This window comes from Pimelobacter simplex (genome assembly GCF_900114845.1).
GTDB lineage: Bacteria > Actinomycetota > Actinomycetes > Propionibacteriales > Nocardioidaceae > Nocardioides > Nocardioides simplex.
In genome coordinates this window covers 548502-571702 of record NZ_FOUK01000001.1, presented here as the reverse complement: position 1 = coordinate 571702, position 23201 = coordinate 548502, and the positions used below count along the sequence as shown (strand labels likewise).

Genomic DNA, 23201 nt, shown 5'->3' with positions numbered 1-23201 from the left:
GTCAGGCCACGCCGGGCGCGAACCGGTAGCCCATGCCCGGCTCGGTGACGAAGAGCGCCGGGTGCGCCGGGTCGCGCTCGAGCTTGCGGCGGATGCTGGCGAGGTGGACGCGCAGGTAGTTCGTCTGCCTGTCGTACGCCGGACCCCACACGGCGTGCAGGAGCTCGGTCTGCCGGACCAGCTTCCCGCGGCGCTTGACGAGGACCTCGACGATCGCCCACTCGGTGGGCGTCAGGTGCACCTCCGCGCCGTCGCGGACGGCCCGGGAGTCGCCGAGGTCGAGGGCGAGGCCGTCGACGTCGAGGCGCAGCGCGGGCTCCTCGACGCCGACCCGGCGGGTGGTGGCGCGGATCCGGGCGAGGAGCTCCTCGATCACGAACGGCTTGGTGACGAAGTCGTCGGCGCCCAGGTCGAGCGCCTCGACCTTGTCGTCGGAGCCGGTCCGCGCGGAGACCACGATGACCGGCACCTGGCTGAAGGTCCGCAGCCGGCGCAGCACCGTGACGCCGTCGAGGTCGGGCAGCCCCAGGTCGAGCAGGATCACGTCGGGCATCCGCTCGTCGACGGCCTGGAGCGCCGAGCGGCCGTCGCCGGCGGTCTCGACCTCGTAGTCGCGGGCGCGCAGGTTGATCGCGAGGGTACGGCGGATCGCCGGGTCGTCGTCGACCACGAGCACGACCGTCATCCCTGCACCTCCTCCGCCGCCGGCAGCTCCAGCACGAACGTCAGCCCGCCGCCGGGCGTCTCCTCGGTGGCGATGGTGCCACCCATCGCCTCGGTCAGGCCCGCGGCCACCGCCAGACCGAGCCCGACGCCGTCCTGGTCGGGCACGTCGCCGAGCCGCTGGAACGGAACGAAGAGCCGTGCGTGGTCGCCCGCGGCGACCCCGGGCCCGGTGTCGGCGATGCGCAGCGTGACCCGGTCGCCGTCGGTGACGGCGTCGATCCGGATCCGGGCGCTGTCGGGGGTGTACTTGAGCGCGTTCTCGCAGATGTTCGCGAGCACCCGGTCGAGCAGGCCGGGGTCGGCGAGCACCTCGAGGTCGGGGTCGACGCGCACCTCGATCCGGGCGCCGCCGGCCAGCGGCGCGACGGCCTGGTCGAGGGCCCGGACCAGCCCGGTCTCGGTGAGTGCGACCCGGACCGAGCCGGTGTGGATCCGGCTCATGTCGAGCAGGTTGGTGACGAGCGCGGTGAGCCGGTCGGTGGCCTCCTCGATGGTCTCGAGCAGGTCGGCCTCGTCCTGGGCCGACCACTGGACGTCGGTGCTCCGCAGGCTCGACACGGCCACCTTCACCGCGGCGAGCGGTGAGCGGAGGTCGTGGGAGACGGCGGCGAGCAGGGCGGTCCGGGTCCGGTCGGCCTCGGCCAGGCGGAGCCGCTCGACCTCGGCGCGCGTGGCCCGGCGGCGCTCGGCCATCACGCCGGCGTAGGCGGCGTAGGCGTTGAGCAGGCCGCGCTCGGAGGCCGGCAGCCGCGAGCCGACCAGGACCAGGACGGTGCGCTCGTCGATGTCGGCGCTCATGTCGGCGGCCGCGACGCTCTCAGGCGGCGTGCCGCAGGCGCCGAGGACCTCCTCGGTGCCGTCGTCGCGGCGCCGGAACACCGCGGCCCCGCGGGCGCTGAAGAGCTCGCAGGCCGAGGTGAGCAGCCCGGCCAGGTCGTCGCTGGCATTGAGCAGGCTGTGCGAGAGGACGGTGAGCGCGTCGGCCTCGGCCCGGGCCTTGGCCGCCTGGGCGGTACGACGGGCGGCGTTGTCGACGACGGTGGCGACCGCGATGCCGACCACGACGAAGAGCAGGATGGCGATCGCGTTCTCCGGCTCGTCGATCGTCAGTGTGTAGAACGGCGGCGTGAACAGCAGGTTGAGCAGCACGCCGCTGAGCAGCGCGGCGAGGACGGCGGGGAGCAGCCCGCCGATCAGCGCGGTCACGACGACGACCACCATCAGCGTCATCGCCTCGGTGGGCAGGCCGTGCAGGTCGTTGCTCGCCCACAGGACCAGGCTGAACCCGACCGGGCCGAGGACCGCGAAGACGAGCCCGGCGACCCGCCGGCGCCGCCCGAGGCTCGCGGGCGGCCGCAGCGGGCTCGGTCCGCCCCGGCGGGCGTGCTCGTGGGTGACGATGTGGACGTCGATGTCGCCGGACGCGGCGACCACCCGCTCCCCCACGCCGGGCCGCAGCAGCGCCGAGACCCGGCCGCGGCGGCTGGCGCCGATGAGCACCTGGGTGGCGTTCTCGGCGCGCGCGAAGTCGAGGATGCCCTCGGCCGGGTCGTCGCCGACGACGGTGTGGAAGCTGCCGCCGAGCCCCTCGGCCTTGGCGCGGAGCTGCGCGAGCCGATCGGGGGCGATGCCGCTGAGCCCGTCGCGCCGGGTGACGTAGAGCGCCTGCCACTCGCCGCCCGCGCTGCGACTGGCGATCCGGGCCGCCCGGCGCATGAGCGTCAGCGACTCGGGGCCGCCGGAGACCGGAACGATCACCCGCTCGCGGGTGGCCCAGGTCGAGTCGATCTCGTGCTGCGCGCGGTAGCGCTCCAGCCCCTCGTCGACCCGGTCGGCCAGCCAGAGCAGCGCGAGCTCGCGCAGCGCGGTGAGGTTCCCCTCGCGGAAGTAGCGCGAGAGCGCCGCGTCGATCTTGTCGGCGGCGTAGATGTTGCCGTGCGCCATCCGCCGGCGCAGCGCCTGCGGGCTCACGTCGACCAGCTCGATCTGGTCGGCCGAGCGGACGACGTGGTCGGGCACGGTCTCGCGCTGGCGCACGCCGGTGATCGCCTCGGTGACGTCGTTGAGCGACTCGAGGTGCTGGATGTTGACGGTGGTGACGACCTCGATGCCGGCGTCGCGCAGTGCCTCGACGTCCTGCCAGCGCTTCTCGTTCACGCTGCCCGGGACGTTGGTGTGCGCGAGCTCGTCGACCAGGACGACGGCGGGCCGGCGGTCGAGCACCGCCTGCAGGTCCATCTCCTCGAGCTCGGCGCCCTTGTAGCCGAGCCGGCGCCGCGGGACCTGCTCGAGGTCCCCCAGCGCCTGCTCGGTCTTCGGGCGGCCGTGCGTCTCGACGTACCCGACGACGACGTCGGTCCCGCGCTCCGCGCGCCGGTGCCCCTCGTCGAGCATCGCGAACGTCTTGCCGACCCCCGGTGCCGCACCGAGGTACACGCGCAGCCTGCCTCGGTCCATGGGCTCAGTCTGCCCGCTGCAGCGCGAGGTTGAGCTCGAGGACGTTCACGCCGGGCTCCCCGAGGAAGCCGAACGACCGGCCGGTCGTGCTCGCCGCCACCAGCCGGCGGACCGTGGCCTCGCTGAGCCCGTTGGCCCGCGCCACCCGCGGCACCTGGAGCGCGGCGTACGCCGGGGAGATGTGCGGGTCCAGCCCGGAGCCCGAGGCGGTGAGCGCGTCGGCCGGCACCTGGGTCGGGTCGACGCCCTCGGTCTGCGCGACCTGCGCCCGGCGCTCGGCGATCAGCGCGAGCAGGTCCGGGTTGCTGGGCCCGAGGTTGCTGGGTGCCGAGGCGAGCGAGTCGTAGTCGTTGGCCGACGGGCGGCTGTGGAACCACCGCTCGCCCTCGAACTGCTGCCCGAGCAGCCGGGAGCCGACCACGCGGCCGTCGTACGAGACCGGCTGGCCCTCGGCGCGGTCGCCGAACGCCTGGCCCGCGGCCCACACCGCGAGCGGGTAGCCGACGCCGAGCAGGACGGTCATCACGAGGAGGAGCCGGAGCCCCGCGAGGGACTGGCGGGTGAGGTCAGTGAGCATGGTGATCAGCCGATTCCGGGGATGGTCGAGACGAGCAGGTCGATGAGCTTGATGCCGGCGAACGGGACGACGATGCCGCCCAGCCCGAAGACGAGGATGTTGCGGCGCAGCACGGACGTCGCCGACGCCGCCCGGAACCGGACGCCCCGCAGGGCCAGCGGGATCAGGCCGACGATGACGAGCGCGTTGAAGATGACGGCCGAGAGGATCGCCGACTGGGGCGTCGCGAGGCCCATCACGTTGAGCTTGTCGAGCGAGGGGTACGCCGCGACGAACATCGCCGGGATGATCGCGAAGTACTTCGCTACGTCGTTGGCGATCGAGAACGTGGTGAGCGCGCCGCGGGTGATGAGCAGCTGCTTGCCGATCTCGACGATGTCGATGAGCTTCGTCGGGTCGGAGTCGAGGTCGACCATGTTGCCGGCCTCCTTGGCGGCCGCCGTCCCGCTGTTCATCGCGACGCCGACGTCGGCCGCGGCGAGCGCCGGGGCGTCGTTCGTGCCGTCGCCGGTCATCGCGACGAGCCGGCCGCCCTCCTGCTCCTTGCGGATGTAAGCCATCTTGTCCTCGGGCGTCGCCTCGGCGAGGAAGTCGTCGACGCCCGCCTCGTCCGCGATCGCCCGCGCGGTGAGGGCGTTGTCGCCGGTGATCATCACCGTGCGGATGCCCATCGAGCGCAGCTCGTCGAAGCGCTCGCGCATGCCCTGCTTGACGACGTCCTTGAGGTGGACGACGCCCAGCACCCGGCCCTCGGCGGCGCCGGCGTCGATGCAGCCGATCACGAGCGGGGTGCCGCCGGAGCGGGCGATCTCGTCGACGACGTCGGTGACCTCGGGCGAGGGGTTCGTGCCCAGCCAGCCGGCGACGGCCGAGCCGGCACCCTTGCGGACCTGGGTGCCGTCGGCGAGGTCGACGCCCGACATCCGCGTCTGCGCGGTGAACTCGACGAACGTCGCCCCGGCCGGAAGGTCGCGGTCGTCGGCGCCCTGCGTGAGGGCGAGCTCGACGATCGAGCGACCTTCCGGCGTCTGGTCGGCGAGGCTCGACAGTCGCGCGACGTCGCGCAGCCGCTCCTCGCTCACCCCGGGCGCCGGGACGAACCGGGCCGCCTGCCGGTTGCCGTAGGTGATCGTCCCGGTCTTGTCGAGCAGCAGCGTGCTGACGTCGCCCGCGGCCTCGACTGCGCGCCCGGACATGGCGAGGACGTTGACCCGGACCAGCCGGTCCATGCCGGCGATGCCGATCGCCGAGAGCAGCGCCCCGATCGTCGTCGGGATCAGGCAGACCAGCAGCGCGACCAGGACGACGAGGTCCTGCGGCGCCCCGGCGTAGTCGGCCATCGGCGGCAGCGTCGCGACCGCGGTCAGGAAGACCAGGGTCAGGCTGACCAGCAGGATCGACAGCGCGATCTCGTTGGGCGTCTTCTTGCGCGAGGTGCCCTCGACGAGGGCGATCATCCGGTCCAGGAAGGTCTCGCCGGCGGCGGCGGTGATCGTGACGACGATCCGGTCCGACAGCACCCGGGTGCCACCGGTCACCGCACTGCGGTCACCGCCCGCCTCGCGGATCACCGGCGCGGACTCGCCGGTGATCGCGGACTCGTCGACCGACGCGATTCCCTCGACGACGTCGCCGTCGCCGGGGATCACCTCACCGGCCTCGACGACCACGCGGTCGCCGACCTTCAGCCGGGTGCCGGGGACCCGGCTCTCGGTACCGTCGTCGGCGAGGAGCCGGGCGACCGTGTCGGTCCGGGTGGCCCGCAGCGACGCGGCCTGCGCCTTGCCACGGCCCTCGGCGACCGCCTCGGCGAGGTTGCCGAAGACGACGGTGAGCCACAGCCACACCGCGACGGAGATCGTGAACACGCTGGGGCCGGTGATCGCGGCGACCGTCGTCGCGACCGACCCGAGCCAGACCAGGAACATCACCGGGGAGCGCCACAGGTGGCGGGGATCGAGCTTGCGCAGCGCCTCGGGGAGCTGCTGGAGGGCCTGCGCGGCCAGGAGTCGGAGTGTCATGCGAGGGCCTCTGCGATCGGACCGAGAGCGAGCGCCGGGAAGTAGGTGAGGCCGGTCATGATGAGGATGACGCCGACCAGCATCCCGACGAAGAGGGGCTTGTGGGTGGGCAGGGTGCCGGCGGTCTCGGGGACCTTGCCCTGCTGGGCGAGCGAGCCGGCCAGCAGCAGGACGAGGACGATCGGGATCAGCCGGCCGAGCAGCATCGCGAGGCCGATGGTGACCTGGAAGAAGGTCGAGGTCACCGTGATCCCGCCGAACGCGCTGCCGTTGTTGTTGGCGCCCGAGGTGTAGGCGTAGAGCACCTCGCTGAACCCGTGCCCGCCGGGATTGCCCATCGTGTCGGGCGTCGCGCCGAGCGCCATCGCCACGCCGGTGCCGAGCAGCACGAGGGCGGGCGTGGTCAGCGTGTAGAGCGCGACATAGGTCATCTGCCGCGAGCCGATCTTCTTGCCGAGCAGCTCGGGCGTGCGGCCGACCATGAGGCCGGCGACGAAGACGGTCAGGATCGCCATCACGAGGATCCCGTAGATGCCGGAGCCGACGCCGCCGGGCGTGATCTCACCGAGCATCATGTTGACCAGGACGCCGCCCCCGCCGGCCGGCGTGAACGAGTCGTGGGCGGAGTTGACCGCGCCGGTCGACGTACCGGTGGTGGCCATGCCGAACAGCGCCGAGGCCCACTCGCCGAAGCGCGTCTCCTTGCCCTCCATCGCGGCGCCCGCGGCCTGCGCGGTGGCGGAGTGCCCGCCGACCTCGGCCACGGTGACCACCGTCAGCGAGACCGCCATCAGGAACACCATCGCACCGAGGACGGCGAGGCCCTGGCGGCGCCTGCCGAGCAGCGTGCCGAGCGTGCGGGTGAGCGCGATCGGGATGACGAGGATGAGGAAGATCTCGAGCAGGTTCGTGTAGCCGCTGGGGTTCTCGAACGGGTGCGCGGAGTTGGCGTTGAAGAATCCACCGCCGTTGGTGCCGAGCTCCTTGATCGCCTCCTGGCTGGCGACCGGGCCACCGGTCAGCACCTGGTCGGCGCCCGACAGCGTGTGCATCGTCGAGTCGGAGAACGATTGGATGACCCCGCCGGCGATCAGCAGCACCGCGCCGACGAACGCGATCGGCAGCAGGATCCGCACCGTGCCCCGGGTCAGGTCGACCCAGAAGTTGCCGAGCGTGCCGTCCTTGACCCGGACGAACCCGCGGACCAGCGCGATCGCGACGGCCATGCCGACGGCGGCGGACAGGAAGTTCTGCACCGCCAGCCCGGCCATCTGGGCGGTGAAGCCGAGGGTCGACTCACCCGCGTAGGACTGCCAGTTCGTGTTGGCCACGAACGACGCCGCGGTGTTGAACGACATCCAGAACGGCATGCCGGGCAGGTCCCGGCTCATCGGCAGGTGGGACTGCCCGATCAGGATCGCCATCAGCACGACCACGCCGACGAGCGAGAAGCCGACCACGCTGAGCGCGTACGACCGCGGGCTCTGCTCGACGTCCGGGCGGACGCCGCTGAGGCGGTAGACCAGGCGCTCCACGCGCAGGTGGCGGGACGAGGTGTAGACGCGGGCCATGTGGTCGCCGAGCGGGACGTAGACGGCGGCGAGGAGGAGGACCAGGACGGCGATGCTCAGCAGTCCGGCAGCGGTGTCGGACATGGCTAGAAGCGCTCCGGGAGGACCAGGGCCACGAGGAGGTAGATCGCCACGGCGATCACCCCCGCGATCAGCAGGCAGCTTTCGATACTCATGAGGCCGAGCCTCGTCCGGGTTCCGGCCCGCTCCGCCTGTCTTGACGCGTTCTTAGCGCGCTTTGACGCGGTCTTGCCGCCGCTGTGGCCCGGCCCACGGCCGGCACGCACGAGGCCCCCGGACGCCGGGTCCGGGGGCCTCGTGGAGCGGAGAGCTCAGGCGGTGAGGACGAGCCCATCGTCGCCGCGGTCGACCGTGACCGCGCCGCCGTCGGCGACCTCGCCGCCGATCAGCATCCGCGCGAGCGGGTCGCCGATCGCCGTCTGCACCAGGCGGCGCAGCGGCCGGGCGCCGTAGGCCGGGTCGTAGCCGACGTCGGCCAGCCAGGCCCGCGCCTCCGGCGTCACCTCGAGGGTGATCCGCCGGCCGGCGAGCCGCGCCTCGAGCGAGCGCAGCTGGATCTCGACGATGTGCGCGAGGTCGTCGCGGGTCAGCGCGTCGAACGTGACGATCTCGTCGAGCCGGTTGAGGAACTCGGGCTTGAACGACTGCCGCACGACCGCGAGCACCGCCTCCTTCTGCGCCGCCGGGTCCATCGTCAGGTCGACGAGGTACTGCGAGCCCAGGTTGGAGGTCAGGATCAGGAGCGTGTTGCGGAAGTCCACCGTGCGGCCCTGGCCATCGGTCAGCCGCCCGTCGTCGAGCACCTGCAGGAGGATGTCGAAGACCTCGGGGTGGGCCTTCTCGACCTCGTCGAGCAGCACGACCGAGTAGGGACGCCGGCGCACCGCCTCGGTGAGCTGACCGCCCTCGTCGTACCCGACATAGCCCGGAGGGGCACCGACGAGACGCGCGACCGAGTGCTTCTCGGCGTACTCGCTCATGTCGATGCGGACGATCGCCCGGTCGTCGTCGAACAGGAAGTCGGCGAGCGACTTCGCCAGCTCGGTCTTGCCGACGCCGGTGGGGCCGAGGAACAGGAACGAGCCGGTCGGCCGGTTGGGGTCGGAGATCCCGGCCCGGGCCCGTCGTACGGCGTCGCTGACGGCGCGCACCGCGTCGGCCTGCCCGATCAGGCGGGCCCCGATGGCCTGCTCCATGTCGAGCAGCTTGGCGGTCTCGCCCTGGAGCAGGCGCCCCGTGGGGATGCCGGTCCAGGCCTCGACGACCTCGGCGACCTGGGTCGCCCCGACCTCCTCGCCGACGAGCTTCTCGCTCTCGGTGCCCGAGCCGGTGGAGGGATCGACCGCCTCGGCGGCCTTGATCTGCTGCTCCAGCGCGGGGATCTGGCCGTAGAGGATCTCGCTGGCGCCCGCCAGGTTGCCCTCACGGGTCAGCTTGTCGGCCTCGACGCGCAGCTGGTCGAGCCGGCGGCGCAGCACGCCCTCGCCCTCGAGCTCGGACTTCTCCCGCTCCCAGCGGGACTCGAGGCCGCGCAGCTCCTCCTCCTTGTCGGCGAGGTCCTGGCGCAGGGCCTCGAGCCGCTCGCGCGAGGCGTCGTCCGACTCCTTGGCGAGCGCGAACTCCTCCATCTTGAGCCGGTCGACCTGGCGGCGGAGCTGGTCGATCTCCTCGGGGCTGCTCTCGATCTCCATGCGCAGCCGGGACGCCGCCTCGTCGACGAGGTCGATCGCCTTGTCGGGGAGCTGGCGGCCGGAGATGTAGCGGTCGGAGAGCGTCGCGGCGGCGACCAGCGCGGCGTCGGTGATCCGCACGCCGTGGTGGGCCTCGTACTTCTCCTGGATGCCGCGCAGGATCTGGATCGTGTCCTCGACGGACGGCTCACCCACGAACACCTGCTGGAAGCGGCGCTCGAGCGCCGGGTCCTTCTCGATGGACTCGCGGTACTCGTCGAGCGTGGTCGCGCCGATCATGTGCAGCTCACCGCGCGCGAGCATCGGCTTGAGCATGTTGCCGGCGTCCATCTGGCTGTCGCCGCCGGCGCCCGCGCCGACGACCGTGTGCAGCTCGTCGATGAACGTGATGACCTTGCCCTCGGCCTGCTTGATCTCGTCGAGGACGGCCTTGAGCCGCTCCTCGAACTCACCGCGGTACTTCGCGCCGGCGACCATGCCCATCAGGTCGAGGCTCAGCACGCGCTTGCCCTTGAGGCTGTCCGGGACGTCGCCCGCGACCACCCGCTGGGCGAGCCCCTCGACGACGGCGGTCTTGCCGACGCCGGGCTCGCCGATGAGAACCGGGTTGTTCTTGGTCCGGCGGCTCAGCACCTGGATCACCCGGCGGATCTCCTGGTCCCGCCCGATCACGGGGTCGAGCTTGCCGTCCTCGGCAGCGGAGGTGAGGTCGACCGAGTACTTCTCCAGCGCCTCGTAGGTGTCCTCGGCGTCCTGGCTGGTCACCCGTCGGTCGCCGCGCACGGCGGAGAGGGACGCGCGCAGTCCCTCCTCGGTCAGCCCCGCGTCGGTGAGCACCGTGCGGGCGCTCGACTCGACGGTGGCCAGCGCGATGAGCAGGTGCTCGGAGGCGACGTAGTCGTCCTTCATCGACCGGGCGAGGTCCAGCGCCGAGGCCAGGACGCGGGTGAGCGCGGCCGAGCCCGACGGCTGCTGGACGGTCGCGCCGCTGGCCCGCGGCAGGGCGTCGCGCGCCGCGGACGCGGCGTGGACGAGCTGGGGGACGTCGACGCCCGCCTTGGCGACCAGGCTGGCCGCCGTCCCGTCGTTCTGCAGCAGCAGCGCGACGAGCAGGTGGATCGGCTCGACGGTGGTGTTGCCCGCCGTGGTCGCGGCGAGCTGGGCGGCCTCGATCGCCTCGCGGCTGCGCGTGGTGAACTTGTCGGCCCCGAACTGGCTCATGTGGCTCCTCCGAGTGGTGGCTGGGTCCATCTTGGCCGGGATCGTCCGCTGGCGGACCTCCCAACCGGTCACTGTCTTCAACGTCAAGAAACTTGAGTCTGTTCCACTCAACTTTGAGAATCTCGGCGCACCCGCGGATTCCGCCCGTTTCTCCCCCTCGCCGCCCGGCCACGCTCTCCCCATGTCGGTGATCGAGATCAAGATGAGCGCGATCTACCGCGCCGCGCACGAGGAGCTGCCGGCCCAGGCGACCGCCTTCGGCACCCACGCCGAGCTGCTCACCACCGGGATCGGGCCCGCCGTCGACCAGCTCGCCCTGGCCGGCGGCCACCCGCTGGGCGGCGACCTCGCCGACCTGTCGGTCGAGCTGTTCGCGCACCTGCGGACGCTCGTGCGGACCTTCAACGACAGCGCCGTGGCCCTCGACCGGATCGCCGACGACTTCGTCGAGGTCGACGCCGAGGCCGCCGCGTGGCTCGCCCAGCACCAGCGCTACCTCGGCGATCCCGACCTGCCCACCGAGCCCACCGCCCCGGAGGTCTAGGGATGTCCGGCTTCCTCGACCAGGTCGAGCCCGTCTTCACCGAGCTCGCCGACCTGCTGGGCCAGCTCGCCGGGAACGAGGCCGCCGTCCGCCTCCAGGACGCCGAGTGGGACCGCGAGGCCCCCGAGGGCTGGACCCACGAGCGGCTGACCTTCACCGTCCCCGGCACCTACGGCTTCGAGCGGGTCAGCGGCGTCGTGATGATGTCGCCGCAGCACCCCGACTGGTTCACCTCCCGGGTCACCAACGGCGACCGCGAGCGGCTGATGCAGGAGGCGATCGACACCGTCTGGCGCGACGCCCACACGAGCTGGACCGGCGGCGCCGTCCCGAGCCTGTACCGGATCGCGAGCCAGAACGTCTGGGAGCCGGACGCCGCCGCCGTCGCCACCTCGGCGAGCGCCTTCGGCGACCTCACCCTGTTCCTCCAGCGCCAGCTCCGGCCCGGCGCCGGATGGGTCGCCCTCGACGACCCCGTGGCCCCCGAGTGGCTCGCCGCCCTCGGCACGCACTGGCCCACGACGTCCGACAGCGCGAGCTCGTTCTTCGCCTTCTGGGACGACGTCAACGACAAGTGCAGCCTCTACCTCCACGCCGCCGCCCGGCTCGCCTCGACCACCGCCCGCACCGCCGCCGCCCTCTCCGACTTCCAGACCAACCTCCTCGACGTCGCCAAGGCCGCCCGCGACCACGCCCGCCTGGCGCTGCGCCAGTGGCAGCAGTGGAAGGAGCCGAGCGGCTCCTGGCCCACCGGCGCGATCCGGGACAACAGCCAGCCCGGCGTCATCCTCGGCACCATCAGCTACTGGACCGGCCTCGCCGCCCTGATCCCCTTCGCCCCCGTCTCCATCACCGCCGGCGGCGTCAGCCTCGTCACCGGCACCCTCGACTACTTCATCCAGGACCAGGTCGTCGTCATGGAGTCGCTCCAGGCCGCCACCGCCGACGAGATCCATAGCGCCTTCATGAACGACCTCGCCACCCTCGACACCCACCTGCGCCAGGTGCTCGACGCCATCCGGACCGAGCCCACCGACGACGGCTCGTCGACCGGCGCGCAGGGCTTCTCGTCGTACGTCGCCGACGTGGGGGCCAGCCACCGCGACTGGTCCCCGCCGGAGGTGCGGCTGTAGGCACCGCGGCACCGGGTCCTGCGTCGACCGGGTACGGCTACTGGGTCAGATCCATCTGCGTGGTCCGCTCGGGCCCCTCGGCGGCCTCGCGGACGGCGGTGATGGTGGTGAGGGTCTTCACGAAGCCTTCCTCGTCACCGCCGAGTGCGGGGAAGTTGATCGTTCCGTCCTGGCCCACCGGACCGACGAGGGCAGAGCCCATGACGGTGGTCCACTCGCCCTGGTACCGGCTCTGCGCGGACCTCTTGAGGAGCCAGAGCGTCTCGTCGTCCTGGAGCCCCCGGAGGCCGGCCATGAAGTCGTGGGGATCGCCACCGGCGGTTCCCATCCGCACCTCGATGGTCTCTCCGATCTTCTCGCCGGCGGACCAGGTGGGCTTGATCGTGACGACCACGTTGCGGTCGTTGGCGGCGGGGTCGTCGAAGTCGACGGACTTGATGCCCTCCTCTTCGTTGCCCTCGAAGCTCGGGTCCGTGCTGGTGTACCGGACGGCGTCGCCGGGACGGACGTCGACGACCTTGCCGGTGAGGACCAGGTCGGTGAACGCAGTCTCGATCGTGCCCTTCTCCGTCTTCGCGATGACGTGGTGGTTGGGCAGCGAGTCGAGCAGTGAGTCGGGGTGGGAGACGAGCGCCACCCCGGACTCCCGCGCTGTCTTGATCTGGTCGAAGACGTAGTCCGGGTCGCCGACCCTGTGGGCGCCCGGGTCGGCCTCGCCGGCGGTCTGGGTGCCGCACCCGGCCATGAGCACCAGGGCAGCGGTCGCGACGGCGACGGCTGTCGCCCGGGCGACTTTGCGCCTCCCGCGCCGCGGACCGCACTGGGGAGTAGTCGTCATCACGGTGCCGTCCTTAGTCGCCGTGGCCGTCACCAGGCGGCGTTGAAGTGGTTGAGGTCGTGCGCGGTGTAGTTGTTCAGGGTGGAGATCCCGACGCCGGTCCAGATGCAGCCCTGACCAGTGTTGCGGTGCACGAGGCCGATGGCATGCCCGATCTCGTGGCACACGGCGAACCGGTCGCCCTTCGTGCCCCAGTGGTCGAACCAGACGTTGCTGATCCGGATCACCTGCTGGTCGCAGCGACCGTTCGCGACGGTCGCGTAGCAGGCGGTGATACCGACCGTTCCGTAGACCCCGTCGGTGGTCCACTCGCCGAAGTAGCCCACGCACCAGTCGGTGTAGTAGCGGTCCCGACTCACTACGTCGGCGCCGCCGATCGTGGCGGCGGGGAACGTGTCGAGCGAGGTCGGGTTCAGCAGGTTGGTGCGGGTCCAGGCGACCGCGGACGAGTTGTCGGCGGCAAGGTCCTCATTCCAGAAGTAGACGTCCTTGTTGTCGGTCATGTTCCCGTTGAGGGGGCAGGCCGCGACGTAGCCGGTGTTGCCGTACCAGTTGTTCGCCTCCGCGCTCGGCGCGGCCGTGAGCAGCTGCGCTGCCAGCACGATCCCTGCCACCAGCACTGCGAGGACCGTTCCGATCCGAGCTCGTCGACCGACACGACTCCGTAGGAACGTCACTCACTACCCCTAGTCTCCTGGCGACGCCGAGCAGGGCATGTGCCCCGTCTGTCCGGACAGTGTCGGTCCATGGCGCCGTCGTCGGTGGAGAACAGCACCGAGGCGGCCGATATCCGGACGGGCGTCCGGATATCGGCTGCACAGCAGCCGGCCGGACGTTAACCGCGGGGTTGTGTCGGACCCTCCTGATCTAATACGGGTATGACTTCGACCGCCCTTCTCGCCGGCCTCCGGGCCGAGGTGCGCGGGCGTGAGGAGTCGGTGGTTCGGGAGTGGGCGGGGATCGTGGAATGGGCCGCGGGCAACACCCTCACCGAGGCCGCGGCCGAGGGCGCCGCGACCATCCGCGACGGCTTCGTCGACACCGGCCTCCCGATCGCGGGCGAGGGCGCCCCGCTGGTTTCGGAGTTCGCGCTCATGGAACTGGTGGCCGTGCTGGGCCGGTCCCCTGATGGCGGCCGGGTCTACGTGGGGCGGGTGCTGGAGTGTGCGTGGCGGCTCCCGCAGGTCTATGCGTCGGTGGTGGCGGGGCGGTTGGCGCCGTGGCGCGCCGAGCGGATCGCCGAAGCCACCCGCCCCCTCTGCCCCGCTGCCGCCGCGTTCGTCGACCGGCAGCTGTTCAACGCCACCGGCGTGGGTTGGGCCCAACTCGAGCGGCTGATCGCGGAGGCGGTCATCCGGTTCGACCCCGAGCGCTACGAGGCGGAGCGTGTGGCGGCGAGCGACCATCGCTACGTCGAGGTCGGAGTGCCGGACGGCAATGGGTTGGTGTCGATCGACGGCCTTCTCGACGCCGCCGACGGCCGTGACCTCGACGACGCGATCAGCCGCCGCGCGACCCTGCTCGGTCGGCTGGGCAACGAGGCGAGCCTGGACGTGCGCCGCTCCCAGGCCGTCGGCGATCTGGCCCGCAACGACCTCACTCTGGACCTCGGCCCCGACGGCGCCCCTCGCCGCCGGGCTGTGCTCAACCTCCACATCACCGACACGACCCTCGCTGGAAGCAACCCAGTCGGCCGATGGGACCAGACCCCGATCAGCGCCGAGCAGATCCGTGAGTGGCTGGCCCAGCCAGGCATGTCGGTGACGGTCCGGCCGGTGTTCGACCTCGCCGGGCATGTCCCGGTCACGGCCTACGAGATCCCGAACCGTCACCGCCAAGCCGTAGAGCTCCGCGACCACACGTGCCGCTTCCCGTACTGCACCAGGGCCGCGATGCGCTGCGACCTCGACCACGCCCAACCCCACAACCGAGGCGGGCCGACCTGCCCGTGCAACCTCGTTCCGCTCTGCCGGCGCCACCACCGGGCCAAGACCCACAGCACCTGGCGCTACCAGGTCACCAAGATCGGGACCTACCTGTGGCGAAGCCCGTCCGGCTTCCACTTCGAGGTCAGCCACCGCGGCACGCACCAGCACGACCACTCAGATGAAGCCGACGACCCCGAGCCAGGGGTGTACCGGCAACAACCCGACACCCACTGACGACCGCAACCAGGTACCGCAACCACTGCGGCGCGCCACCACGCCATCAGTGAAAAGACCCCGCACCGAAGCAGCCCGCAACCCAGCGCCAGCGCCAGCCGCCTCGCGATCCATCGCCGCGACCACCTCGCAGCGCGGCATCACGCTCAGCTCGGCCCAACAGTGGGTGGAGGAGTCTCGGGTTCCCCCACCCACCGTGGCTGTCGGCGGTCGAGCGGGCCACCTCACCCGCAGGTCCCCCACTGGCGGGAGTTTGCGGCCCCACGCCGCACGGTGGGTCGCTCGACTGCGCTGCCTCCGACCGTCCCACACGGGATCCCCGGTGGCGCGATTGTTTCGGCGCGACCCCCTCCTGAAACACGCCCCGGCCTGCCACGATGGCGAGGTGGCTCGGCACGCTGACGAGATCGACGACCCCTCACCCCTGGCGGGTGCCCGGATCGACGTGGGCGCCCGCATCGGCTGGCTGCTGCGGACGACGCGCGCGGCGGCCGGCGTCCCGTTGCGCGAGCTGGGACGGCGCGCGGGCGATGCGGCGGCGCTCTCGCCGGCGACGCTGTCCCGGGTCGAGACGGCGGGACGGCGCAGCGGGCGGGTGATCGCGGCGTACGAGCGGGCGCTGGGGCTCCCGTACGGGCACCTGCGGACGCCGGTGGACGTGCTGGCGCGGACGTTCTCGTACGCGCCGGCCGACGCCGAGCCGTTCGCGCCGGAGCCGACGCTCGCGGGGTTCAGTGCGGCCTGCGCGGCGCTCGAGGTGCCGGCGCCGAGCGGGCACGACTGGCTGCGGTTCGCCGAGTACCACACGCGGACGTCGTTCGGGCTGCCCGCCGAGACGGTCCGGCCGCTCGTGGTCCAGCTGGTCGACGAGGTCGGGCGGGCGGCGGGCCTGGCGTACCAGCTGCGCTACGAGGCGCTCGCCAAGCTCCGGTGCAGCGCGTACGACGGTCTGGTCGCCGAGGTCATCCGGACGGCGGTCGGCGTCGAGGGGATGCAGCGGCCGGCCGACCTGCTGAGCGCGGTCACCGAGCGGCCGACGCCCGAGCTGGTGACGTGGTGCGGCGAGCTGCTGTCCGACCCGTCGTGGCAGGTGGCGCGGGCCGGCTGCCTGGGCATCCAGAACATGCGCAGCGTCGGCGGGCTGCGCCGCTCCGACTGGTTGCCGCTGGTCCCCGTGTTCGCGGCGGCCTGCGACGCGGCGTACGGCGACCCGCTGCGCCAGCCGATCCTCAGCGCGACGCTGGCGTGCTGCCCGCCCGAGTTCCGCGCGGCGGTGCGCGAGCTCCTCACCGAGGAGCTGGTCGAGCCGCGGCGTGCCGTCGCCTGGAACCGCAGCCGCCGCAACCGCCACTTCGCCCACGCCTCGGCGCTCGCCGGGCAGGTGACCGGCACGAGCGCGGGCGAGACGATGCTGGCGCGGCTGCTGTTCGAGGTGCTCTACGACTTCCGCGCCACCCACGTGGTGACGTCGTCCTTCCTGCTGGCGGCCTCGCCGTTCGCCGACGCCGTCCGCGAGCAGCTGTGCACATCGGCGCTGGAGGGTCCGGACGAGACGACGCGGCACGGCGCGGCGTACGCCTTCGCGAACCTGATGATCCCGTTCGAGAGCGCCGACCCGACGCCGTGGCTGGCCTCGCCCGACCCGGTGCTGCGCAGTGCGGGGCTGACGATCTGCGGGTTCGCGGGCGTGCCGCTGCCCGGCGACCTGCTCCGCACGCTCGTCACCGCGGACGACGCGGTGGCCCGCGACGCGCTCTTCGCGGCGGGGATGTCCGAGCAGCCCGAGCTCGCGACGCTCGCGTCCGCGCGCCAGCTGCCGGCCGCCGTCCGGGCGGGGGCGCGCTGGTGGCAGCGGGCGGGCGGACGGATCGTGCGCTAGCCGGCTAGCTGCCCTCGATCTCGGGCGGCGCCTCGTGCTCGGGCAGGTCGCCGCTGGCGGTCTCCTCGTCGACGAGCGCCAGCTTGCAGAACTCCTCGCCGAAAGGCGTCAGGTGGATGCTGCGGCGCACCACCTTCGCGAACTTCACCGAGTGCATCGCGCTCAGCACGTCGGGCTGCGCCTCGAGCACCTGGTACTCCAGGTGGTCGCGCACCGGCTCCCGCGAGAGCCAGACCAGCCCCAGCCGGAACAGGTTGTTGATGTACGACGGCACCTGGTCGAGGTAGCGCAGCCCGGCCCGCGGCCCCAGCATGTTGAGCCCGGGCGCGATGAGCTGGCTGTTGACCATGCCGATCGGCCCGCCGGTGCGGATGTCGACCGACGGCTGCGGCCCGTCGCGCAGCAGCATCACGAGGATCCGCGCCTCGTCGGGGGCGAGCTCGTCGAGGATCCGGTCGAACGCGGGGTGCCGGTCGTCCTGGCTCCACACGTCGCGGGAGCGGGCGAGGAGCTCGTTGCCGCGGTCGCGCAGCGTCTGCGGGCGGGAGCCGACGACCTGGCCGTCGACCACGGGCGCGGAGGTGAACTCGCGGCGCTCGGGCGCGGTGCCGTTGCTGCTGCCGCCCAGGGACTCGCCGGCCCGCAGCAGCGCGGTCGCGACGGGGACCCCGCCGGAGACCTGCCGGGCGACCTCGCCGAGCGCGCCGACGTACGAGCCGACGTCGCGGATGAGGGAGGCGGCCTCGTCGCGGTTGGTGACGGCCTTGCCGACGCGCAGCCAGTTGCGGGTCGTCGTGCGGACGCCCCAGCCGGCCGTGTGCAGCGCCGCCGAGCCGGCGACGCGCGCCAGTCCCGGCAGCGACTCGGCCACGGCGGGCCCGGTGAGCGCGGGCAGCGGAGGCAGCGCGGGCAGCCGCGGCAGGCCGTCCTTGTCGAGGTCGTCGGTCATGACCGCCCTTCCGGTGCTCATGGTGGGAATCCGGGGATCCAGCCCCAATTGAAGATCCCGAGGTGGATGAACCCGCCGGCGGCTCCCATGATGGCGCCGTGGGCGTAGAGCATCCACTCGTCCTCCTTGATCGCCGAGCGCATCATCTCGACGAAGTCGCGCGGCGCCAGCTCCTTGGTGCGGCGCGCGATGAGGACCCGGATCTTCTCCGACTGCTTGCGGCTGAACTCCGCGTCGCGGAACGGCGTGATGGTGCGGCCGACGGCCTCGAGCGCGAAGGAGTCCTTGATGCTGTCGTAGCGGCGCCCGCCCATCGCGACGTTGACCGCGCCGCGCAGGGGGCCGGCCGCCTTGTCGATCGCGGGACGCATCGCGGTCGCGATCATCTGGCGGGTGCGGTCGCCGCGCGGCCCGTCCATGAGGAAGTCGCCGATCCGCTCGAGCGTGATGACGTCGTCGGCGATGATCCGCGCGTAGACGTCGGCGCACTCGTCCTGGCGGCGCAGGAAGAGCCCCTGCACCTTGATGCCGAGGATCCGGCGAGCCTCCGGCGGCTCGAAGATCAGCCACATGCCGAGCAGGTTGGTGGTCCAGCCGACCACGACGCCCATCAGCGGCAGCAGCCACCAGATGTGCCAGGTCTGGTCGACGATCGCGACCGGGACGCCGAGCAGGAAGCCGAAGATGAAGCCGAAGGCGACCATCAGGTTGAGCTCGCGCTGCCCGACGTCCTTGAACACCTTGACCACGAGCTCCGGGTTGTTCCGGAAGTGGTCGATGACCATGATCTTCGGGTCGAGCAGCTGGTCGATGTGGACGCCGATCTCGTCGGTGATCGTCTTGACCACGCCCGGCAGCTGCGCCTGCACGCGGTCGATGACCGCCTGCCGCACGGGCCGGGGCAGGTCGCGCCACAGCCGCGGGTGCTCGCGCATCATGACCTCGTCGACGAGGGCCGGCAGGTCCGGCCGGAAGACGGCGACGATGTGCTCGGCGATCTGGTCGGGCTCGAGCTGGGAGTAGAACTCGGCCGGTGTGCCGAGCTTGGCGATCACCTTGTCGACGGCGATGCTGCCCATCTTGGCGGCCCGCGCCGGGACGATGCCCTGCCAGCCGAAGCCGCCGTCCATCCAGCCCGGGACCTCCTGCAGCTTGCGCGGCAGGACGCTGGCGATCTCCTTGAGGCCCGGGACCCGGAAGCCCCAGAAGTTGATCGGCTTGAACAGCATCCACAGGCCGGACCAGTTGATCAGCCAGCCGATGATGCCGGTGAAGAACGGGATCGAGATGAAGGCGAACCAGTCGACGTGGTGGACCCAGTCCTCGAGCCACTTCAACACCGCGTCCACGCGCACCCCCTCATCCGGCGGGCCCCGCCGCACCCCATGGCTCGCGACGGTCCCGTCGGGTGGAGGTTAACGCGTGTCGTGGCGGACGGCACAGGGATCTCAGGTCACGGTGTCGCAGGAATCAGGGTCAGCGACCGATGGCGGTGGTGAGCCGCTCGGCCAGCCGCCGGCTCGTGCGCGGCGGGATCGGGTCGTCCCGGTCCTCGAGGTAGACCTGGACGACGAGCACCACGTTGCCCGCACGGACGGTCAGCCGCTGGCCGGCCCGGAAGCCGCTGAGGTCCTGGACGAGACCGGCCTCGTCCCACCCGGGCGCGCGCACCGGCTCGGCCAGCGCACCGTCCACGCTCGCGGCGTACGACGCCTCCGCGCTCTCGACCGCCGACGCACCGGTGAGCGCGCCCGGCCCCGACGCGGAGGCGACGACCTGGACGAAGGGCCGGCTCCCCGGCACGGCCCAGCGGCAGCCGCGCAGCCGGTCCTCGCCGGGCGCGGTCAGGTCGCGGGCGCGGGCGCCGGGCAGCAGCGCAGCCACCGGGCGGCGCAGCACGGAGCAGACGTCGGGCAGGCGGGTGACCACACCGTCCGCGGCCACGCCCGGGTCGTCGCCGTCGTCGTCGGCACCGGGCACGTCCTCGGCCCCGGTGCCGGCGAGCGCCTCGAGCGCCGCCGTCCGCAGGCCCTGCTCGGCGCGGAAGAGGGCGCGGGGCAGCCGGTTCTGGTCCTCACCGAGGCTGAGCACCGGCTCGGCGTACGACGCCTCGACGACGACATTGCGCCACCGGAGCACGAGCGCCGCCTCGGCGGTGGTCACGCCCGGCAGGTACTCCCTGCTCGCGACGCCGATCTTCCGGGGGCTCAGCGCGCCCGCCTCGTCGGCGAGGTCGACGTCGGCGTAGTCGCGGGCGGCCCGCAGCCCGGCGAGCTCCTCCTTCGCGACGTCGACGGCGGACCGGCCCTCGCGCGGCACGGCGACCGAGACCCGCACCGACAGCACCCGGTCGCCCTCGGTCCAGCGGCAGTCGAGGGGCGCGGGCGGCAGCTCGACCCGGCGCCGGAAGCCCAGCGCCTCGAGCGTGGACGGCGCGACCGCCGCGCAGGGGTCGACCTGCGGGCCGGGCCGCAGGTCGCCGTCGGCCGGCTCCGGCGTCCGGGAGCGATCCTTCGAACGGGGCGCGGCGACGGCCACCGTCTTGCCGGGCAGCCGGTAGGCGGTCGTCGTCCCGCTGAAGTCGCCGCTGGTGATGAGCAGGTCGCCGACCCGGGCGCTCTCGAGCACCAGGTCCTCGATCCAGCCGACCGTGCGGAAGTCGTCGCGCCCCGGCTCGCGCCGCAGCACCCAGTAGCCGTAGCCACCGCCACCGTCGCGGTCGACCGACCGCCCGAGGTCGGTCCCGCGGGCGTCGCTGCCGAGGTAGTCGTCGCCGTCCGCGACCCGCACCCAGTCCTCGTCGCCGCTCTCGGCGTCCCAGCCGCGCACCACCGAGTCGTAGGTCCCCCGAAGGGGTCCCGCCCCGCGGTGGTAGATGCCGACCACGCCGTCGCCGACCGGGTCGGCGACGTCGGCTCCGCGCCCGATCGTGGGCAGCGTCCGGCCGAGCACCGGCCCCGGCGCCCCCGTGGCCGGGTCGAGCTCGCGGACCGCGCGGACGCCGTCGATGTCGAGGTCGACGAGCAGCGGCTCGGCGGAGTGGACCCGGGCCACCGCGGCGTCGGTGCCGGGGAGCGTCCAGCGCTCGGCGCCCGTGTCGGCGTCGTACGCGCGCAGGCCGGTGGGCCCGGCCACCAGCGCGAGCGGGCCGGTCGTCGCCTCGCCCCGGCACGCCCACCGAGCGCGGTCGGCCGGCACGTCCGGGACGACGAGGCTCCCGAGGAACCGGCCGTCGGCGACCGCCCAGCGCTCGACCGCGCAGCTGCCCGCCACGGTGACGGTCGCGTCGGTGACGCCGATGCTCAGCCCCTCGGCCGTCAGGTACGCCGCCCGCGGCGCGCGCAGCGGCGCCGACCAGGTCTGCTCCCCCGTCGCCGTGTCGACGACGCCGACGCGCTCGCAGCGGGCCCCCGACTGGACCGCCAGCAGGCCGGCCGCGTTGACCTCGGAGAGCGCGCAGACCTGGGCGACCCGGAGCTGCCAGGCCACCGACCCGTCGTCCAGGCGGACCGCGGTCAGCCGGTCGAGGCTGGGGTCGCGGACGATCCACAGGTCGTCGGACGCGACGTCGAGACGGCTCTGGTCGCCCCAGACGTCGGGCAGCTCGGCGGTCCAGGCCACCTCGAGCACCGGGGCGTCGTCGCGCGGGTCGCTGCCGCACGCGGAGAGGACGCCCGCGACGAGCACGAGCAGGAGCGCGGGCACGCCGAGAACGCGGGACATGGGGTCATCCTGGCCCCACCGCTCACCGCCAAACCCGCGCGGGCGGCCGGCGGCTCAGGAGTGCCGGCGCCAGACGACGACGGACTGGCCGACGGGCGTGTCGGGCAGCGCCGGCAGGTTGCTGCGCGGCACCGGCCGGGCGGCGAGCGCCTGGCGCAGCGCCTCGTGGGCGGCATCGAGCTCGGCGACCAGCTCGGCATTGCGCGAGCGCAGCGCGACGACCGCGTTCTCGAGGTCGAGGATCCGGCGGACCCCCTCGATGCCGATGCCGGACGCCGTCAGGTCGGCGATCTCGCGCAGCCGCTCGATGTCGCGGTAGGAGTAGCGCCGTCCGCCGCCGCCCGTGCGGCCGGGCGTGATCAGCCCGACGCGTTCGTAGGTGCGCAGGGTCTGCGGGTGCAGGCCGCTGAGCTGGGCCGCCACGCTGATCACGTAGACGGCCTCCTCCTCACCCGGAGGGCCCTGCGGCGGACGGACGGCGCTCATCAGCGTGCCTCGTCGTAGAGGCCGGCGCGCAGCGGGGCGTCGGCGGTCGCGGCCGCATAGGCCTCGAGCGCCTGCTTGGCCTCGGGCCCGAGGTTGCCCGGGACCTGGACCTCGACGGTGGCGAGCAGGTCGCCCTTCGTGCCGTCGCGCTTCTCGGCGCCCTTGCCCCGGATCCGGAAGGTCCGCCCGTTGGGCGTGCCGGCCGGGACCTTGAGCGTGACCGGCGCACCGCCGAGCGTCGGCACCTTGATCTCGGCACCGAGCGCGAGCTCGGGGAACGAGACCGGGACGTCGATCGTGAGGTGCTCGCCCTTGCGCCCGAACACGCGGTGACCGGTCACCTTGACGGTGACGTAGAGGTCGCCGGCCGGGCCACCGTGGTCGCCCGGGGCGCCCTTGCCGCGCAGCCGGATCCGTTGGCCGTCCTTGACCCCGGCGGGGATCTTGGCCTGGATGGTGCGGGCCGACTGGCCGCGCCCGGTGCCGTGGCACGTGGGGCACGGGTCGTCGTACACGAGCTGTCGGCCACCGCAGGTGGGGCAGGTCTCGTTCATCGAGAACGCGCCGCCCACGGACGCGGTGACGAAGCCGCTGCCGTCGCACGTCGGGCAGACGTGCGGCTGGGTGCCCGGCTTGCCGCCGGTGCCGTGGCAGGTCGCGCAGGCGCTGTCGGAGCTGATCCGCAGCGACACCGTGACGCCCTCGAGCGCCTCGGTGAAGCCGATCGTCGCGGTCGTCTCGAGGTCGCCGCCCCGGGTCGCCCGCTGGGTACGGCGGCTCTGCGTGAAGCCGCCGCCGAACAGGTCGCCGAACAGGTCGCCGAAGCCACCCCCGCCGCCGGCCCGGTCGCGGAGGAGGTCCTCGACGTTGACGTTGCCGCCACCGCCGAAGCCCGCACCCCCGCCGAAGCCGCCGCCGGCCGGGTAGCCGCCCCGGCCGAACAGCTCGCGCGCCTGGTCGTACTTCGCGCGCTTGTCGGCGTCGCCGATCACGTCGTACGCCTCGGCAACCGCCTTGAACTTGTCGTGCTTGGCGGTGTCGTCGGGGTGCGAGTCGGGGTGGTTGGCGCGCGCGAGCTTGCGGTAGGCCTTCTTGATCTCGTCCTGCGACGCCGTCTTGGCGACCCCGAGCTCCTTGTAGAAGTCCTTGGTGGCCCAGTCGGACCGGATGCCGTCGTCACCCATCGCGCACCTCCCTCCTCG

18 protein-coding genes are annotated in these 23201 nt (G+C 72.8%); 4 read left to right on the top strand and 14 right to left on the bottom strand.

Annotated elements, in window-relative coordinates; translation table 11 throughout:
* Position 1: 1 nt before the first annotated feature.
* The 7 genes from BM223_RS02665 to clpB all read right to left on the bottom strand — a co-directional run bounded on the left by BM223_RS02665 (position 2) and on the right by clpB (position 10285).
* Positions 2-685 carry a response regulator gene (locus BM223_RS02665; protein WP_038681854.1) on the bottom strand — a complete coding sequence of 228 codons (684 nt, stop codon included), beginning with the start codon at positions 683-685 and terminating at the stop codon, positions 2-4.
* Positions 682-3183 (bottom strand): sensor histidine kinase, encoded by a 2502-nt coding sequence (locus tag BM223_RS02660; RefSeq protein ID WP_038681856.1) that lies wholly within the window; start codon positions 3181-3183, stop codon positions 682-684. Before BM223_RS02660 ends, BM223_RS02665 begins: the two co-directional genes overlap by 4 nt.
* A 4-nt stretch (positions 3184-3187) precedes the next feature.
* On the bottom strand, positions 3188-3760 hold the full coding sequence (gene kdpC, locus BM223_RS02655) for a potassium-transporting ATPase subunit KdpC (RefSeq protein ID WP_082003804.1): 573 nt from the start codon (positions 3758-3760) through the stop codon (positions 3188-3190).
* A 5-nt stretch (positions 3761-3765) separates the two neighbouring features.
* Positions 3766-5781, bottom strand: a complete 2016-nt coding sequence (gene kdpB / locus BM223_RS02650; RefSeq protein ID WP_038681860.1) for a potassium-transporting ATPase subunit KdpB — start codon at positions 5779-5781, stop codon at positions 3766-3768.
* Positions 5778-7436 (bottom strand): potassium-transporting ATPase subunit KdpA, encoded by a 1659-nt coding sequence (gene kdpA / locus BM223_RS02645; protein WP_038681862.1) that lies wholly within the window; start codon positions 7434-7436, stop codon positions 5778-5780. The genes kdpB and kdpA overlap by 4 nt, the downstream gene beginning before the upstream one ends.
* A gap of 2 nt (positions 7437-7438) precedes the next feature.
* Positions 7439-7528, bottom strand: coding sequence for a potassium-transporting ATPase subunit F (locus tag BM223_RS28195; RefSeq protein ID WP_141267390.1), 90 nt, complete (start codon positions 7526-7528; stop codon positions 7439-7441).
* A 156-nt stretch (positions 7529-7684) separates the two neighbouring features.
* Complete coding sequence (gene clpB / locus BM223_RS02640) at positions 7685-10285, bottom strand: ATP-dependent chaperone ClpB (protein ID WP_038681864.1); 2601 nt, start codon at positions 10283-10285, stop codon at positions 7685-7687.
* Between the two features lie 181 nt (positions 10286-10466).
* Between clpB and BM223_RS02635 the strand changes: the two genes are divergently transcribed.
* Positions 10467-10829, top strand: a complete 363-nt coding sequence (locus BM223_RS02635; protein ID WP_038681866.1) for a hypothetical protein — start codon at positions 10467-10469, stop codon at positions 10827-10829.
* 2 nt (positions 10830-10831) lie between these two features.
* On the top strand, positions 10832-11962 hold the full coding sequence (locus BM223_RS02630) for a hypothetical protein (RefSeq protein WP_038681867.1): 1131 nt from the start codon (positions 10832-10834) through the stop codon (positions 11960-11962).
* A gap of 37 nt (positions 11963-11999) precedes the next feature.
* On the opposite strand, the gene BM223_RS02625 is transcribed toward BM223_RS02630, so the two are convergent.
* Positions 12000-12800: a hypothetical protein gene (locus BM223_RS02625; protein WP_141267391.1), complete on the bottom strand. Its 801-nt coding sequence runs from the start codon at positions 12798-12800 to the stop codon at positions 12000-12002.
* A 29-nt stretch (positions 12801-12829) separates the two neighbouring features.
* The gene (locus tag BM223_RS02620; RefSeq protein WP_038681870.1) at positions 12830-13420 is read right to left on the bottom strand and encodes a hypothetical protein; all 591 of its coding nucleotides are present in this window, start codon (positions 13418-13420) and stop codon (positions 12830-12832) included.
* Between the two features lie 258 nt (positions 13421-13678).
* Here BM223_RS02620 and BM223_RS02615 point away from each other — a divergent pair, with 258 nt between their 5' ends.
* Both BM223_RS02615 and BM223_RS02610 read left to right on the top strand, forming a co-directional pair.
* Positions 13679-14962 (top strand): HNH endonuclease signature motif containing protein, encoded by a 1284-nt coding sequence (locus tag BM223_RS02615; protein WP_038681872.1) that lies wholly within the window; start codon positions 13679-13681, stop codon positions 14960-14962.
* A gap of 385 nt (positions 14963-15347) precedes the next feature.
* Complete coding sequence (locus BM223_RS02610; RefSeq protein WP_038681874.1) at positions 15348-16841, top strand: helix-turn-helix domain-containing protein; 1494 nt, start codon at positions 15348-15350, stop codon at positions 16839-16841.
* 4 nt (positions 16842-16845) lie between these two features.
* Here BM223_RS02610 and BM223_RS29465 read toward each other — a convergent pair whose 3' ends face one another.
* The 5 genes from BM223_RS29465 to dnaJ form a co-directional block, all read right to left on the bottom strand.
* Positions 16846-17811 carry an Abi-alpha family protein gene (locus BM223_RS29465; RefSeq protein WP_200887018.1) on the bottom strand — a complete coding sequence of 322 codons (966 nt, stop codon included), beginning with the start codon at positions 17809-17811 and terminating at the stop codon, positions 16846-16848.
* The gene (locus BM223_RS02600) at positions 17808-19139 is read right to left on the bottom strand and encodes a DUF445 domain-containing protein (RefSeq protein WP_235319059.1); all 1332 of its coding nucleotides are present in this window, start codon (positions 19137-19139) and stop codon (positions 17808-17810) included. Before BM223_RS02600 ends, BM223_RS29465 begins: the two co-directional genes overlap by 4 nt.
* Positions 19140-19266: 127 nt before the next feature.
* Entirely contained in the window at positions 19267-21513 is a 2247-nt protein-coding gene (locus BM223_RS02595; RefSeq protein WP_038681875.1) for a PQQ-binding-like beta-propeller repeat protein, read from the bottom strand.
* 54 nt (positions 21514-21567) lie between these two features.
* The gene (locus BM223_RS02590) at positions 21568-21999 is read right to left on the bottom strand and encodes a heat shock protein transcriptional repressor HspR (RefSeq protein ID WP_038681877.1); all 432 of its coding nucleotides are present in this window, start codon (positions 21997-21999) and stop codon (positions 21568-21570) included.
* A complete protein-coding gene (dnaJ, locus tag BM223_RS02585) occupies positions 21999-23183 on the bottom strand; it encodes a molecular chaperone DnaJ (protein WP_038681879.1) in 1185 nt (394 codons plus the stop codon). Before dnaJ ends, BM223_RS02590 begins: the two co-directional genes overlap by 1 nt.
* Between the last annotated feature and the right edge of the window lie 18 nt (positions 23184-23201).